At 39.6% G+C, this 13,157-nt stretch carries 12 protein-coding genes; 6 read left to right on the top strand and 6 right to left on the bottom strand.

The annotated features are described in order from the left end of the window. Positions 1–60 precede the first annotated feature (60 nt). Positions 61–282 carry a hypothetical protein gene (locus tag PLEUR7319_RS0123595; protein WP_019507698.1) on the bottom strand — a complete coding sequence of 74 codons (222 nt, stop codon included), beginning with the start codon at positions 280–282 and terminating at the stop codon, positions 61–63. A gap of 151 nt (positions 283–433) precedes the next feature. On the opposite strand from PLEUR7319_RS0123595, the gene PLEUR7319_RS0123590 reads away from it, so the two are divergent. The 5 genes from PLEUR7319_RS0123590 to PLEUR7319_RS0123570 all read left to right on the top strand — a co-directional run bounded on the left by PLEUR7319_RS0123590 (position 434) and on the right by PLEUR7319_RS0123570 (position 7,555). Next, positions 434–1,051: a winged helix-turn-helix domain-containing protein gene (locus PLEUR7319_RS0123590; RefSeq protein ID WP_019507697.1), complete on the top strand. Its 618-nt coding sequence runs from the start codon at positions 434–436 to the stop codon at positions 1,049–1,051. 4 nt (positions 1,052–1,055) lie between these two features. Beyond that, a complete protein-coding gene (locus tag PLEUR7319_RS0123585; RefSeq protein WP_019507696.1) occupies positions 1,056–3,773 on the top strand; it encodes a peptidase domain-containing ABC transporter in 2,718 nt (905 codons plus the stop codon). Between the two features lie 50 nt (positions 3,774–3,823). Beyond that, positions 3,824–5,902 carry an HlyD family efflux transporter periplasmic adaptor subunit gene (locus tag PLEUR7319_RS0123580; protein ID WP_019507695.1) on the top strand — a complete coding sequence of 693 codons (2,079 nt, stop codon included), beginning with the start codon at positions 3,824–3,826 and terminating at the stop codon, positions 5,900–5,902. A 75-nt stretch (positions 5,903–5,977) separates the two neighbouring features. Continuing rightward, positions 5,978–6,745 carry a peptidylprolyl isomerase gene (locus PLEUR7319_RS0123575; RefSeq protein ID WP_019507694.1) on the top strand — a complete coding sequence of 256 codons (768 nt, stop codon included), beginning with the start codon at positions 5,978–5,980 and terminating at the stop codon, positions 6,743–6,745. 156 nt (positions 6,746–6,901) lie between these two features. Further along, the gene (locus tag PLEUR7319_RS0123570) at positions 6,902–7,555 is read left to right on the top strand and encodes a GIY-YIG nuclease family protein (protein ID WP_019507693.1); all 654 of its coding nucleotides are present in this window, start codon (positions 6,902–6,904) and stop codon (positions 7,553–7,555) included. 16 nt (positions 7,556–7,571) lie between these two features. Here PLEUR7319_RS0123570 and PLEUR7319_RS0123565 read toward each other — a convergent pair whose 3' ends face one another. Beyond that, a complete protein-coding gene (locus PLEUR7319_RS0123565) occupies positions 7,572–7,856 on the bottom strand; it encodes a hypothetical protein (protein WP_019507692.1) in 285 nt (94 codons plus the stop codon). 11 nt (positions 7,857–7,867) lie between these two features. Between PLEUR7319_RS0123565 and PLEUR7319_RS0123560 the strand changes: the two genes are divergently transcribed. Then, on the top strand, positions 7,868–8,665 hold the full coding sequence (locus tag PLEUR7319_RS0123560) for a class I SAM-dependent methyltransferase (protein WP_019507691.1): 798 nt from the start codon (positions 7,868–7,870) through the stop codon (positions 8,663–8,665). A 116-nt stretch (positions 8,666–8,781) separates the two neighbouring features. Here the strand turns inward: PLEUR7319_RS0123560 and PLEUR7319_RS0123555 are convergent, their stop codons facing one another. The 4 genes from PLEUR7319_RS0123555 to PLEUR7319_RS36485 form a co-directional block, all read right to left on the bottom strand. After that, positions 8,782–9,438: an alpha-ketoglutarate-dependent dioxygenase AlkB gene (locus tag PLEUR7319_RS0123555; RefSeq protein ID WP_019507690.1), complete on the bottom strand. Its 657-nt coding sequence runs from the start codon at positions 9,436–9,438 to the stop codon at positions 8,782–8,784. 16 nt (positions 9,439–9,454) lie between these two features. Further along, positions 9,455–10,207, bottom strand: coding sequence for a zinc-binding dehydrogenase (locus PLEUR7319_RS0123550; RefSeq protein WP_019507689.1), 753 nt, complete (start codon positions 10,205–10,207; stop codon positions 9,455–9,457). 15 nt (positions 10,208–10,222) lie between these two features. After that, on the bottom strand, positions 10,223–11,521 hold the full coding sequence (locus PLEUR7319_RS0123545; RefSeq protein WP_019507688.1) for an RNA-guided endonuclease TnpB family protein: 1,299 nt from the start codon (positions 11,519–11,521) through the stop codon (positions 10,223–10,225). 356 nt (positions 11,522–11,877) lie between these two features. Further along, positions 11,878–13,125 carry a sensor histidine kinase gene (locus PLEUR7319_RS36485; protein ID WP_019507687.1) on the bottom strand — a complete coding sequence of 416 codons (1,248 nt, stop codon included), beginning with the start codon at positions 13,123–13,125 and terminating at the stop codon, positions 11,878–11,880. Between the last annotated feature and the right edge of the window lie 32 nt (positions 13,126–13,157).

The following is a 13,157-nucleotide window of genomic DNA, read 5'->3' as shown; positions in this document are numbered from 1 at the left end:
CCAACTGTAACCCTCGTTTGAACAATGCCCCTAATTGCATATACAGCGTGAGCGGTTTTTTCATCCCACGGCTAAAGCTCGCTTCGCTCGTGGGCTTTTCTCTGCTGTAATTCCAAAAACAAAAGCGATAAAGGGTAGTGAAACTCCAAATGTGATCGCTTTTTGTTTAATTCCTTCTGAAACCGAATTCTTTTCTAACTTTGGTTTACAAGCATTTTTATCCGATTGATAGTTCTGATAATAAACTTGCCACCGTTTCTGCCCTGCTGTGGTAGTTACCAAATAATACCTAATTAAGTACCTAATCTGTTGCTAATGCCAATTAGGTGATTTTTATTGACAGAAATCATAAATTTAAATCAATTATGTGTCCAGAAAATATTGAGAATCAACAAATATTGAGAATAAATTTTAATTATTGCTTAGTTAGGTTATGTCACAAAAACACTTCCAAACCCCTAAAGACGATGAATGCCAAGCTGTGGGTAAATATTTAACATCTTTTCAGCGCAAGTTGCTGCAAAAAAGTTTGCAACCCGAACTGACAGATAAACAACGTCAACGAATACAAATAATGCTTCTAGCTGATGAGGGTAAAACTCAAGCTCAAATATGCCAAGAATTAGGCTGCTGTCAGGCTACAGCTAGACATTGGATCACTATGGCAAGAACTAATCAAGCCCATCATTGGAAATCAAATCCTATTGGTCGTCCAACATTAGTACATGAGGAGTATCTACAGCGTTTGAAACAGTTAGTAACTAAAAGTCCTCAAGAGGTTAATGTTCCCAATCAAGACTATCAATATCCTTTTAAACGTTGGACTGCTCAAAAACTCAGCCAGCATCTCCATAAAGAATTAGGGATTAAGGTAACTCCTCAACATCTAAACAGATTATTAAAACAGATGGGGTTATCTACTCGACCAAAACCGGTAGTTGAAGCAGAAGGAGATCGCTCTAGTAAAGGTATCCAAATCGACAATTTAGATACGGTTTCTATGTTTGACACTTCAGAAATTTGGAACTTTAATCCCCTCGCCAGTAATTAAAATCATGGTTCAAAATATATCGAAGGTTTCCCGTCAGCAGATTAATGATATTTTGGGACATACTTTTTCTGAATCAGAGTTTTCTAACTGTCTCCAACAGCTCAAAACAATCAAACCAAAAGTCGGTAAGTTTTGGGAGACTACAGGAGCCGAAGCTGGAGTATATCTGATTGTTGCGGGAAAAGTACGGCTAATCGATCATGCTGGAGAGTTAATTACTAACCTCAAAGCTGGAGAATCTTTCGGAGAGGCTACCTTTTTTCCCGATCGTGCTTTCGAACCATACTCGGCAAGAGCTGCTCGTAATTTAGAACTTTGTTATTTGCCACCAGAATTGCTATTAACATTAGTTCAACGACATCCCCAGATCCAAGAACATCTTTATCATCAGGCTCAAGAGTTTAATTCTCTGGTTACTAATTCTAATCAAGCTGTGGCTCAGATTATCCCTCAAGCCAAACCAGTAGAAGTTTCATCAACTAATACCGAGCTAAAGAGAGTTAAAAAAGTAAATAAAGCTTATTTTCCTAACCCCAGTCTTAAAATAGGTCATTTATGGCAAAAAGTTAGTCGTCGTTATCCTTTCTACGCTCAACAAAGTGACTCAGATTGTGGTGCAGCTTGTTTGGTCATGATTGGTCGTTACTGGGGTAAAAAATTTAGTGTGAGTCGCCTGCGAGATATTGCCAATGTCGATCGCAATGGTGCTTCTTTAAGAGGATTAGCCGCAGCAGCGGAAAGTATTGGCTTTACTACTCGCCCAGTTAAAGCCAGTTTAGATCAATTAGCTAAACAAAGTTTACCTGCGATCATCCATTGGGAAGGCAAACACTACATCGTCGTCTACCGAATAACCAAAGATTCTGTGATTGTCTGCGATCCAGCCATTGGACAGCGCAACTTTTCCCATGGCGAATTTAAGGAGCGTTGGACTAACTATACACTGTTGTTGCAGCCGACAGCATTTCTCAAAGACGCTCCTGAAGCCAGTACTCCTTTCTGGCAGTTTTTTGAATTAGTCAAACCCCATGGAATAGTTTTACTAGAAATATTTATTGCCTCGATCTTAATTCAAGTTTTTGGCTTAATTACACCTCTATTTACTCAGTTACTTTTAGACCGAGTAGTGGTGCAGCAAAGTAATCTAACTTTAACCGCCGTGGGTTTGGGATTACTAATTTTTGGCTGGTTTCAAGTTGCGATGACTGGACTGCGACAGTATCTACTAGATCATACGGCTAACCGAGTCGATCTCTCTTTAATTGTCGGCTTTATCAATCATACTTTCCGCTTACCTCTAGGCTTTTTTGAATCTCGTTACGTAGGGGACATTATTGCTCGTGTCCAAGAAAATCGTAAGATTCAGCGATTCTTGACCGGGGAAGCTTTAGCCATCATTCTCGACTTATTAACCGTGTTCATTTATGTCGGACTGATGTTTTGGTATAGCTGGAAGATGGCATTGTTAACTTTGGTCATTGTGCCACCGTTTGTCATCTTGGCATTAGTCGCCACTCCCTTCTTAAAACGAGTTTCGCGTGAGATTTTTTTTGCTCATGCGGAAGAAACAGGATATCTAATTCAATCTTTGACTGGTATTAGCACAGTTAAATCGATGGCGGTGGAACAGTCGGTACAGTGGAATTGGGAAGACTTATTCGGTAAGGCAATTAAAAAGAACTTTTCTGGACAGGTAATTGGTAACAGACTACAAATATTAAGCGCGACTATAGAAACTACCGTCCGCACCGCATTACTTTGGTTCGGTGCCTGGTTAGTAATTAGCAACGAGCTAACTATCGGACAGTTGGTGGCGTTTAATATGCTGTTAGTTAACGTGATTAAACCTTTTCAACGGTTAATTGTCCTCTGGAATGAATTACAAGAAGTAGTCATTGCCATAGAACGAATTAATGATGTCATTGATACGGAATTAGAAGAAAATTTACAAAATTCTAGTTGTTCTTCATTGCCACCGCTTCGCGGTCAAATTCGGTTTGATAATGTGACATTTCGCTACCATCCCGAAAGCGATCGCAATACTTTAGAAAATCTTTCCTTTACAGTAGAGCCAGGACAAACAGTGGCACTGGTAGGGCGCAGTGGTTCAGGGAAAACCACCATCTCCAAATTACTTTTGGGTCTTTATCCTCCTACAGAAGGAAAGATTTATATTGATGGCTACGATCTGGCTAATATCTCTTTGCGCTCCCTTAGAGAACAGGTGGGTGTTGTCGATCAAGATACTTTTCTTTTTGGGGGGACGATTCGCGAAAATATCAGCGTCTCCAAGCCCCATGCCGACTTAGAAGCAATTATCACTGCTGCGCAACAGGCAGGCGCACACGAGTTTATTAAAGACTTTCCCATGGCTTACGAAACCCAAATTGGGGAGGGGGGAGGTATGCTTTCTGGGGGTCAAAGACAGCGACTAGCGATCGCTCGGGCTTTGTTAGGCAACCCGCCATTACTGATTCTCGATGAGGCTACCAGTAGTCTTGATGCCGAGTCAGAAAGAATTATCCAAAATAACCTCGAGCAATTTCTTCACAATCGTACTACTTTAGTGATTGCCCACCGTCTTTCTACTGTGCGTAAGGCAGATGTAATTCTGGTACTGGATCGAGGAATTGTAGTTGAAAGCGGCACTCACGAAAAATTGATGGCTAAACGCGGTCACTATTTTTATCTCAATCAACAACAACTAGCTGTTGTTGGTTAAGCGAAAAACATATCTCATTTAATCTTAGCTTTACGGAAATACCAAATGACATGGTTAATGGAAAATTTCCAGCCAACTCCAAGGATACGGCTATTTTGCCAGTTAAGAAGCGAATTACCGGGTCAAAGATAAAAATTTTGCTGGTAGGTGATAGTAATTCATTTGGAGAAACACTACGCAACTATTTAGTACACCAGCCAGATTTTGCCATAGTCGGAAGTGTTATTGATGCTGGTGCTGCTCTAAAACAAGTAGAAAATTTAAACCCCAATATTGTCTTGATGGATTTGGAAATACCTGGAATACAGGGATTAGAAGCCACCACGGCGATCGCTCAAGATTTTCCTCAGAGTAAAACAATTGTTTTAAGTGATTCGGCAACAGAATTACACCTTAAAAAAGCTCTTCATGCGGGAGCTAAAGGCTATTTACTTAAAACTACTTCAGCAGAAGAATTAATTTATGGCATCAGATTTGTCAATCAAGGTTATCTGCACTTTTCTCCAGGTTTATTTGAAAAGCTGGAATCAGTTGAAACAGTGATCCTTCCTACTCGTCAAGGAGCTACTTCCTCATCTACGAGCCTGACTGAGTCTAAACCATCTGCTTCCCAATCCCAACCTGTTAGCACTGCTCAAACTCCATCAGTTACTCCCAGTAGTTCGGAAATAGTCTTAGCACACTCTACTCAGATCCAACTGCATGATTGGTCGAGTCAAACAAAAGAACTGATCGACAATTTACCTAAAGTTTGGACACGGGGACTATTATATTTTCTGGCAGTATTTACAGCGATCGCCCTTCCTTGGGCAATGCTCTCCCAAGTCGATGAAACTGGTACTGCCAGGGGCAGATTAGAACCAAGTGGTAAAACTTTTATCTTAGATGCTCCTGTAGCTGGCACTGTAGCAGCTATTAATATCAAAGCAGGTGAACCAGTAGAAGCAGGACAGAGTTTACTAGAATTGGAATCCGATCTGGTTAGTGCCGAACTACAGCAGCTACAAACTCAGTTAACCGGTCAACAAAATAAACTTAATCAGTTGGAATTACTCAAAAAACAGCTTTTGGTAACGGTTAATACTCAAGAACAAGAAAGTCAGGCACAAAAGCTCGAAAAACAGGCTCAGATAGCTCAGGCGCGACAACAACTTCAGTTTTATCAAAAATCCTATAATTCACAACAAGAAGAAAAATTAGCCCAAGTTAATCAGGCAAAACAAAATGTTGTCTATAGTCAAACTGCTTTAAATTCTGCTCAAGCCATTTTAACCAAAGCTCAAACAGAAATTGATCGCTATCGCCAAGCTTTGAAACAAGGAATTATTGCCGAAGTTCAAGTAGTCGAGCAAGAAGATATCATCGCCGAAAGACAACAAGCCTTCGATCAAGCTCAATCTGATTTTCAACAGGCTCAACTCCGTTTAGCTGAACAGGAAAATAGTTATGCTCAAGTGGTTCGTCAGGCTGAATCTGATATCGAACAAGCTCAATTACAACTACAAGAACAAGAAAAAAGCGATCGCACTTTGACTCATACTGGTAAGCTAGCCATCTTGAGGAGTCAAGAGCAACTCAATAATATTGAAACCGAAATTGCCACCCTGATCGCCGAAATTGCCCAAAGCGAAAGTCAGATTGCCTCTATTCAGTATCAGTTAAAACAGCGAGTCCTGAAAGCACCCGTAAAAGGGACAGTATTTAACCTGGCGATCGCTAAAGCTGGGGAGGTAGTTCAACCAGGAGAGGCGATCGCCGAAATTGCCCCAGAAGATTCCCCTTTGGTAGTTATGGCGCAGATGGCAACGGCTGAAAGTGGTTCTTTAACCAAAGGAATGCCCGTCAAGCTCAAGTTTGATGCCTATCCATTCCAAGACTACGGGATTGTCACCGGGGAGTTAGCTGACATATCTCCTACCTCTGAACTGATAGATACAGAACAAGGGCAAGTAGCTAACTACAATCTAGAAATTAAACTTGACCGCGATTGCCTGCCTGCTGCTAGTAAATGCATTGCTTTACGCCCTGGAGATACCGCAACGGCAGAAGTTGTTGTCCGCCAGCGACGCATTATAGATTTTATTCTCGATCCCTTTAAGAAGTTACAACAAGGAGGTTTGGAACTTTGATGTAGGCAGGGGAAGTAGAGGTGGTAGGGGAGAAAAAGTTTTCATTTTTAATTACATACATACAGGAAAATTATGATGTCACAAACTCTAATCAATTCCAACCAAACTATTACGATTACCAAGGAAGATATCCTGCATCAGATCAAGCTATCTTGTCAAATTCCTGAGATAGTTGAGCAAATTGTTACCCGCAAAGTTATCAGCGCAGCAATAGAAGAAGCAGGGATCGAAGTAACAACCGAAGAATTACAAAAAGCCGCCAACCAAATGAGAGCGATGAGTAAACTGAAAGATGCTCAAGCTACCTGGGCCTGGTTAAAAAAATATGGTCTTTCTCTCGATGATTTTGAAGAAATTGTCTATATTACTTTACTCTCTCAAAAACTAACTAAGCACCTATTTAAAGATAAAGTTGAGCCTTATTTCTACGAACATCAATTAGATTATGCTGGTGCGATTATCTACGAAATTGTTCTTGATGATGAAGATGAAGCGATCGAGCTTTTTTATGAAATTCAAGAAGGTGAAATCAGTTTTTCAGAAGCTGCCAAAGAATATATTCAAGATCGGGAATTACGTCGTAAGGGAGGCTATCGTGGCAAAGTAAACCGTACTGAAATGAAACCAGAAGTTTCGGCAGCGGTTTTTGCTGCTAATCCTCCTGCAATTTTGAAACCAATTGTTACTGCCGATGGCATATATCTGGTTTTGGTTGAAGAGATTGTTAAACCAGAATTAGATCATAAGTTACAGCAGAAAATTATGTTTGATTTATTTACCGAATGGCTCAAACAACAGACGGAAAAAGTTCAAGTTGTTAGTCATAAAATAATTACGACATAGTTTTTATTTGAAGTCCACTGAGGTTACTAGAGTATTTCAGTCTTTCATGTATCTAGCTTTGAGCTGGTCAGTTTAAATTAAAATTCTTATCCAGATCTGATTTAATTAGATAAATATACCCTAGGATTAAGTGTGACGCTTACATAGGCTAATTTTGTGGAATCTGAAAATAATACTCCCATCGAGCATCAAAACGTTCCCACTGCTCACCAAGGGTTACATAGTTTTTTGTATAGTTCTGATGATGAACATAATGTTGATACTTCTTCAGTTGCTTTAGAATCGGACGGAACAGCTATAGTTTTAGTATCGGAATGGCAACAACAAGTTGAAAATTCTAGGGTTGCTGGAGTTTATGCTGTTTTAAATAGCGATCGCATTTATCAGTATATTGGTTATTCTCGGGATGTATTGCGATCGCTTAAAGGACACATTGCCCAGAACGGCGAACAAGTCTGCGCTTTTATTCGAGTCAAAACTTTTAAGTTTCCTAAGCGTCAGGCAATGGAAGCACTGCAAAATAAATGGATAGCAGAGTTAGATTATATTCCTTTGGGTAATACAGGTGAGCAAGGAACATGGGCGCGTACCATTGGCGAAGCAGCCAAAGCTGCCATGAGCGATGCAGAACGCAATGCTTATGAAGAGAAAAAACTCAAACTACGTAAGGCAATGGCAGATGCTACTCTGACTGATGAAATGATAGCTCAAGGCAACAATAGTGAAGCCGATCTTCAGCGTCATCAAAAATTAGAAGCGGCAGTTAAAAATGATGATTGGAGTTCGGTAATTGATTCTCAAAACAAATGACTCGGCAGAGATTCAATTAATTCTCAAATAACTCTTGTAGTCCCACAAAGCCAACAAAAAAGGTATAGATACCATAAGTGAGAGGATTTTTATTACGGGAATTGGCGTTCAAGGCAGCGATTAATCCTTCGATGCCATGAGCGATTAGAGCAATACTTCCGAGCCAGAAAACAGTATTCAGATTAGTTGGCAGAGAAGCATGTTGTAGATTTAGATAAACATTCCATAATTCTAGTCCTAAAGCACTAGTTATCAGAATAGTAGAGGTTATTTTAATTAGAAGAAATATTTGTTGTTTCATTTAGTTTTATTGTGGCGATTTTAGAAAATCCAATCTTTTTACCTTTTTTCAGATTACTGGTGGGTGTTTTTATTGGTCAAGATAATCTTAGACTATACAATACCGTTGATTGGCAACAAGCAAGCGATCGCTTTGTTGCTCGGGATTATAACTATCCTGAATACTATAGCAGTAAAGATTTTCATGGTATCAAAGGCGGTTATTTAAATGCGATTGCCCCTGTTACCTATGATGCCGTAGCACGCTTTGCAGCTCCTCCTAACGAAACAAAACTACGTCAGCAAGCGATCGCCAAGATTAAAGGAAAACCTCAGTCTATTCTCGATTTGGGTTGTGGTACGGGAAGTTCGACTTTAATGCTGAAGCAAGCTTTTCCTCAAGCAAACGTAATTGGGCTGGATTTATCTCCCCATATGTTAACCGTAGCGGAATATAAAGGAAAACAAGCAGGTTTAGCGATTACCTGGCAACAGGGACTAGCGGAGGCAAGTAACTTTGTCGATAGTGAATTTGATTTAATCTCAATTGCCTTTCTATTTCATGAAACCCCGGTTCAAATTTCCCAGGCAATTCTGCAAGAATGTCAACGGCTACTCAAGCCTGGAGGGCAAATTATTATTATTGATGGAAATCAGCAACGATTACGTCATACTAATTGGCTAATTAAACTCTTTCGCGAACCTTATTCAAAAGTTTATGCCGCTGGGAGCGTTGATGCTTGGCTAAAGTCTACAGGATTTATTAAGATTGCCACTCAATCTGTTGGCTGGATTTCTCAGTTGACTACTGCCGTTAAACCGATTAATTGAAATGATCCGCTTGATGTGGATTAATAATGATTAATTATGAACTATTTTGTAAGTAATTTATCCTTCAAAACTAGATTCTCTCATTGAGCGGGTTGCAATGTAGAAAATTTTTATTTTTAATTGATTACTCTAAAGGTCAAATTGATTCTTTCGGATAATACTCTAGAAGTTTTTGGTACTTGATGCTTCCAGAAGTGCTGTGTCACTCCTTTCATGAGTAGTAAACTGCCGTGATTTAAAGCAACTTCTGGTTTCTCTAGATTTTTATTTGATTTATGTCTTAATTGAAAACGTCTAGTAGCACCAAAACTTACTGAAGCAATAGTAGGATTAGTTCCTAATTCTGGCTCATCATCACTATGCCAAGAAACAGAATCTCGTCCATTTCGGTATAAGTTGATTAAAACACTGTTGAATTTCAGTTTGGCTACTGTTTCAACTTTTTCTTTGATTGCAACTAAGGCTGGTGTCCAAGCATCAGGATTCATCTTAATACCTGAGTACATATAAGATTTTCCTTCATCTCCATACCAAGCTTCTAATCTAGGTACATCAACTTCCCTTCCAAAAATTTTGATTTTATTTTGTCGCCAATTTATCGTGTTTAATAAGGCTGAAAAGAATCGATCGCTTTCTAACTCCTCAAAAAAATTTTGATAAATAATCACTTCTCCATCAGGCATAGCTTCCCCCGAAGGTAAAGTTAAAGTTTTAAAATCTTTTTGATTAGTTTTCTTGGTATCAGACAAATTTAAACTTAATTGTTGTTGCATATTATGGGTGCTACTACTAATCCATCTTTAATAAAACTTTGAGTACTCCTCGCTGTTGAGCATGTTCAAAGGCATCTAATCCTTGCTCTAAGGGATAAGTAGTTTCAATCAAAGAGGTTACATCTACTTTGTCTTGAGCCAATATATCTATGGCTTTAGCAAAAGGACCACAACGAGAACCAATAACTGTAATTTCATTCACCACCAAAGCAGAAGCATCTAGACTGAGTTTACCTGCATAAGTGCTTTTTAAAACTAAAGTGCCTCTGGGGCGTAAACCCTGTAAAGCCAGATTAAAACCCTCAGGATTTCCCGTACATTCAACCGCTATATCGAAACTACTCGATGTTACCAAATCAGCGAAACCTACTTTAATTCCTCTGGTTTCTAACTTCTCTAATTTTTCGGCATGACGACCGACGACTAGTAAATCGCAACCAGTCAAAGCCATGGTTTGCGCCACTAATTGCCCTAGTTTGCCATCTCCCACCACTAGTACTCGATGCTCAGGAGCGATCGCAATTTGTTCTTGAATTTCTAATGCTGCTGCTAAGGGTTCGGTAAAAGTAGCAGCATCAGTAGTAATGTTATCTGGTACAGGATGTAAGTTAGCAACTGGCAAGGATAAATATTCTGCTAACGCACCATTGCGGTTTACGATACCTAAAACTGTACGTTCGCTGCAATGAGTAGATTGTTCAGTTCGACAGAAATGACATTGACCACACACGGCGTTAATTTCACCGACTACTCGCTGATTGAGTGACATCCTCCCAACACTGAATTATTTGATCGCTTTGGCTTTAAAATTATTACAGTGTGGGCTTCCATTATCGCTAATGGATCTTGCTCCCCTAACAACCGAAGTTGAGTTGCGCCACTTATTTAGAACAAAGTTCTCCGACAGTACGACTTGAGAGCCAATTTCTTGCTTTTCGGGAGTCCCCCGATACGTTTCTTGTCCTCTGTTACAAATCTCTTGCCCAGAGGCTATATCTCTATCTACAACATAACCACATTCTTGACAGTCGCTTATCCTAACGCTCAAATCTTTTCTTACTTTTGAACGACAGTTAGGGCAAATTTGACTTGTCCCACGATGGTCAACCCTTCCTACAAACACATCTCGCTTTCGAGCTACGTATTCTAGTATGTCTCGTTGCTTTCCAAAGCTAGCATCGATAGTATGTTTGCCCAACATTCCTTTTGCCATGATGCGGAAGTCGCAATCTTCAACATAGATTGTATCTGCCAGATCACAAAGTTTGTGGGCTAATTTGAATTGATAGTCTGTACGCTTGAACGCTATGTGATTATGTTGTTTGGCTACCCTGATTCTTGCTTTCTCGTAATTCTTGCCTCGCTTCATCTTTCTTGACAGACGCTTTTGTAGCACTTTCAGCCGACTGTAGGCTGTCTTGAAAAACTTAGGTCTATCCTCTGTGTATCCGTCCGATGTTGCTACATAAGAGAGCAAACCGACATCTACACCTATTGCATGACCATGAGGCACTGGACTAGGAAGCTTCAAATCCGATTGAATAGCTATCACCGCAAACCAACCTACTGCTTTTTTGACTACTCTGATTTGCTTGATTACAAATCCTTCAGGTATCGGTCGATGCAAGTTGATTCTGACTTTTCCTATTTTGGGCAGTTGAATTTGCCAATCACTCAATGGATTAGTCTTGAATTGAGGAAACAGCATGGACTTCATTTGTCCGTACTTTTTGAATCTCGGAAAACCATATCCCCTCTTTCTGAAAGAATCCCAGCTATCATGCAGCCGTTTCAAGTTAGTTTGTAAAGCTTGAGATTGCACAGCTTTTAGCCGAGGAAATTTCTTTTTTGCCTTGGGTAAGTTGTTTTGCTGTTGATGGTAACTAGGGAACGGATAATCCGCAGCCATAATGTATTGTGATTCCAAACTACATCTATCGATCTGACACTTTCTAGAAGCAATCCAGTCTTTTAGCTCTCGCAACGCATAGTTATAGCTGACGCGCAGCGTTTCTAACCACTCATTGAGTAGTTCGATTTGCTGTGTATCTGGGTATATGCGATAACGATAGTTTAGAATCATTTAGATAGTTTATCATAACTAGTAGCAAATGATAGACTATTTGTTCGCAAGGCTTACAGGCTTTTTATCCCAACGCTAACTCCTGCATTCTTGGGAGTATAGCGTGGGACTTCCCAGCCTAAAAGTTAATTTGTACTTCTTACTTTTGACGACAATCAAGCCTAGATAATCTATATTTGCTTGATTTTTCTCTCTTTATCATAATCTCCTGATCGAGATTGCACCTATGAAAGCCAAAATAAGCTCAGTAAAAGCGATCACTCTTATTCAATCTCTGTAATGACCAAGTAAATGCACCTAATTCAACATTCGGAGTTATAGGTTATAGGTTAATTCGGAGTCCAAAAATTTACCCCTCAATTCAAACTTGTTAGAGTAATAGGTGGAGAAGACTTTGCATTAGGAATTTTGACCTCGATGCGACAGCCATTTCCAGGGGAGGTGATAACCTGCAATTCTCCGCTTACCGCCGTTACACGCTCTTGCATACCTCGAAGTCCAAAACCAGAGGAGTTTTGCCTAGGGTTGAAACCTTTGCCATTGTCTTCTACGCTTAAGTTAAATTCTTCCGGGGTGGTTTTTAGCTGGATGTGTACTTTTGTGGCTTCGGCATATTTAAAGATATTAGTTAGAGATTCTTGAACGATGCGATAAATTGCTTTAGCTACTGCTTCGGGAACAGAATCGCAGCGACAAATGTTAGTACAGATCGATAATCCAGTTCCCTTACTATAATCATCTACCAAACTCTCGATCCTGGCTTCTAGAGGTCGTTCTTCTCTAATATCTTCCCTTAGAGTGCTAATAGATTTTCGTACCTCTTGCATCGCCGTTTTACCTAACGATTGAGCCTGAGTTAGAAAAGAATAAGCCTCTACGGGTTCTTTTTTCCACAGCTTAACAGCTGTTTGCATTTGAATATTCAAACTAATTAAAGCATGACCTAAAGAATCGTGAATGTCGCGAGCAATACGGTTTCTTTCTTGCACAGTTGTTAATTCTTCAACTTTTTGAGCATATGCCCTCAATTGTTCATTAGCCTGACCCAGCTTCTGTTTCATCTGGCGTTCGGTTAGCACTTTGTTGGTTAACTGCAAGACAAAAAAGACTCCTAAACCAAATACGAGGGTTTCAGCCACAATATGCATTCCAAAGTGAACTTGTTTGACTGGAACATCTGGCATGAATTCTACAAAATATTTATACTGATCGCCAAGAAACAAAATAAATACTAATCCAGCAACTATCGAGCGTCCTAAGGATTTAAACAGGAAACAGCTGCGCATAACCACAATCAGATATATCGTTGGCAAGATATGGAGATAGCCAAATACTGTCCCGTAAAAAATCAAGCTAATTTCGATCGCTGTATAAATAACTTTAATGAATTGGTTTCCACTGGGTAAAGCTAAACCCATCAAACCTAGAAGAAATAAAACTGAGATATGTTCCAGAAGAAATAAAACTGAGATAGGTTCTTCGGGAATTGTATGACCCTGCCAAACCTCTACCAATACCAAAAAGCCACAACTGGCAAGCATTACCCATTCGGTAATTAGTAAGAAGCGAAATGGATTACGTAAGAATCTGATAGATGAAATCATAGAATCACATTAATATAAGTGATTTTTTTCAT

This window comes from Pleurocapsa sp. PCC 7319, assembly GCF_000332195.1.
Taxonomy (GTDB): Bacteria; Cyanobacteriota; Cyanobacteriia; order Cyanobacteriales; family Xenococcaceae; genus Waterburya.
This window is presented reverse-complemented; position numbering and strand designations above follow the sequence as displayed.

Coding starts and splice junctions, on each gene's coding strand:
- PLEUR7319_RS0123555 (WP_019507690.1), bottom strand. CDS start 9,438: ATGCAACAACAATTAAGTTTAAATTTGTCTGATACCAAGAAAACTAAT.
- PLEUR7319_RS36485 (WP_019507687.1), bottom strand. CDS start 13,125: ATGATTTCATCTATCAGATTCTTACGTAATCCATTTCGCTTCTTACTA.
- PLEUR7319_RS0123590 (WP_019507697.1), top strand. CDS start 434: ATGTCACAAAAACACTTCCAAACCCCTAAAGACGATGAATGCCAAGCT.
- PLEUR7319_RS0123575 (WP_019507694.1), top strand. CDS start 5,978: ATGTCACAAACTCTAATCAATTCCAACCAAACTATTACGATTACCAAG.
- PLEUR7319_RS0123565 (WP_019507692.1), bottom strand. CDS start 7,856: ATGAAACAACAAATATTTCTTCTAATTAAAATAACCTCTACTATTCTG.
- PLEUR7319_RS0123550 (WP_019507689.1), bottom strand. CDS start 10,207: ATGTCACTCAATCAGCGAGTAGTCGGTGAAATTAACGCCGTGTGTGGT.
- PLEUR7319_RS0123580 (WP_019507695.1), top strand. CDS start 3,824: ATGGTTAATGGAAAATTTCCAGCCAACTCCAAGGATACGGCTATTTTG.
- PLEUR7319_RS0123585 (WP_019507696.1), top strand. CDS start 1,056: ATGGTTCAAAATATATCGAAGGTTTCCCGTCAGCAGATTAATGATATT.
- PLEUR7319_RS0123545 (WP_019507688.1), bottom strand. CDS start 11,521: ATGATTCTAAACTATCGTTATCGCATATACCCAGATACACAGCAAATC.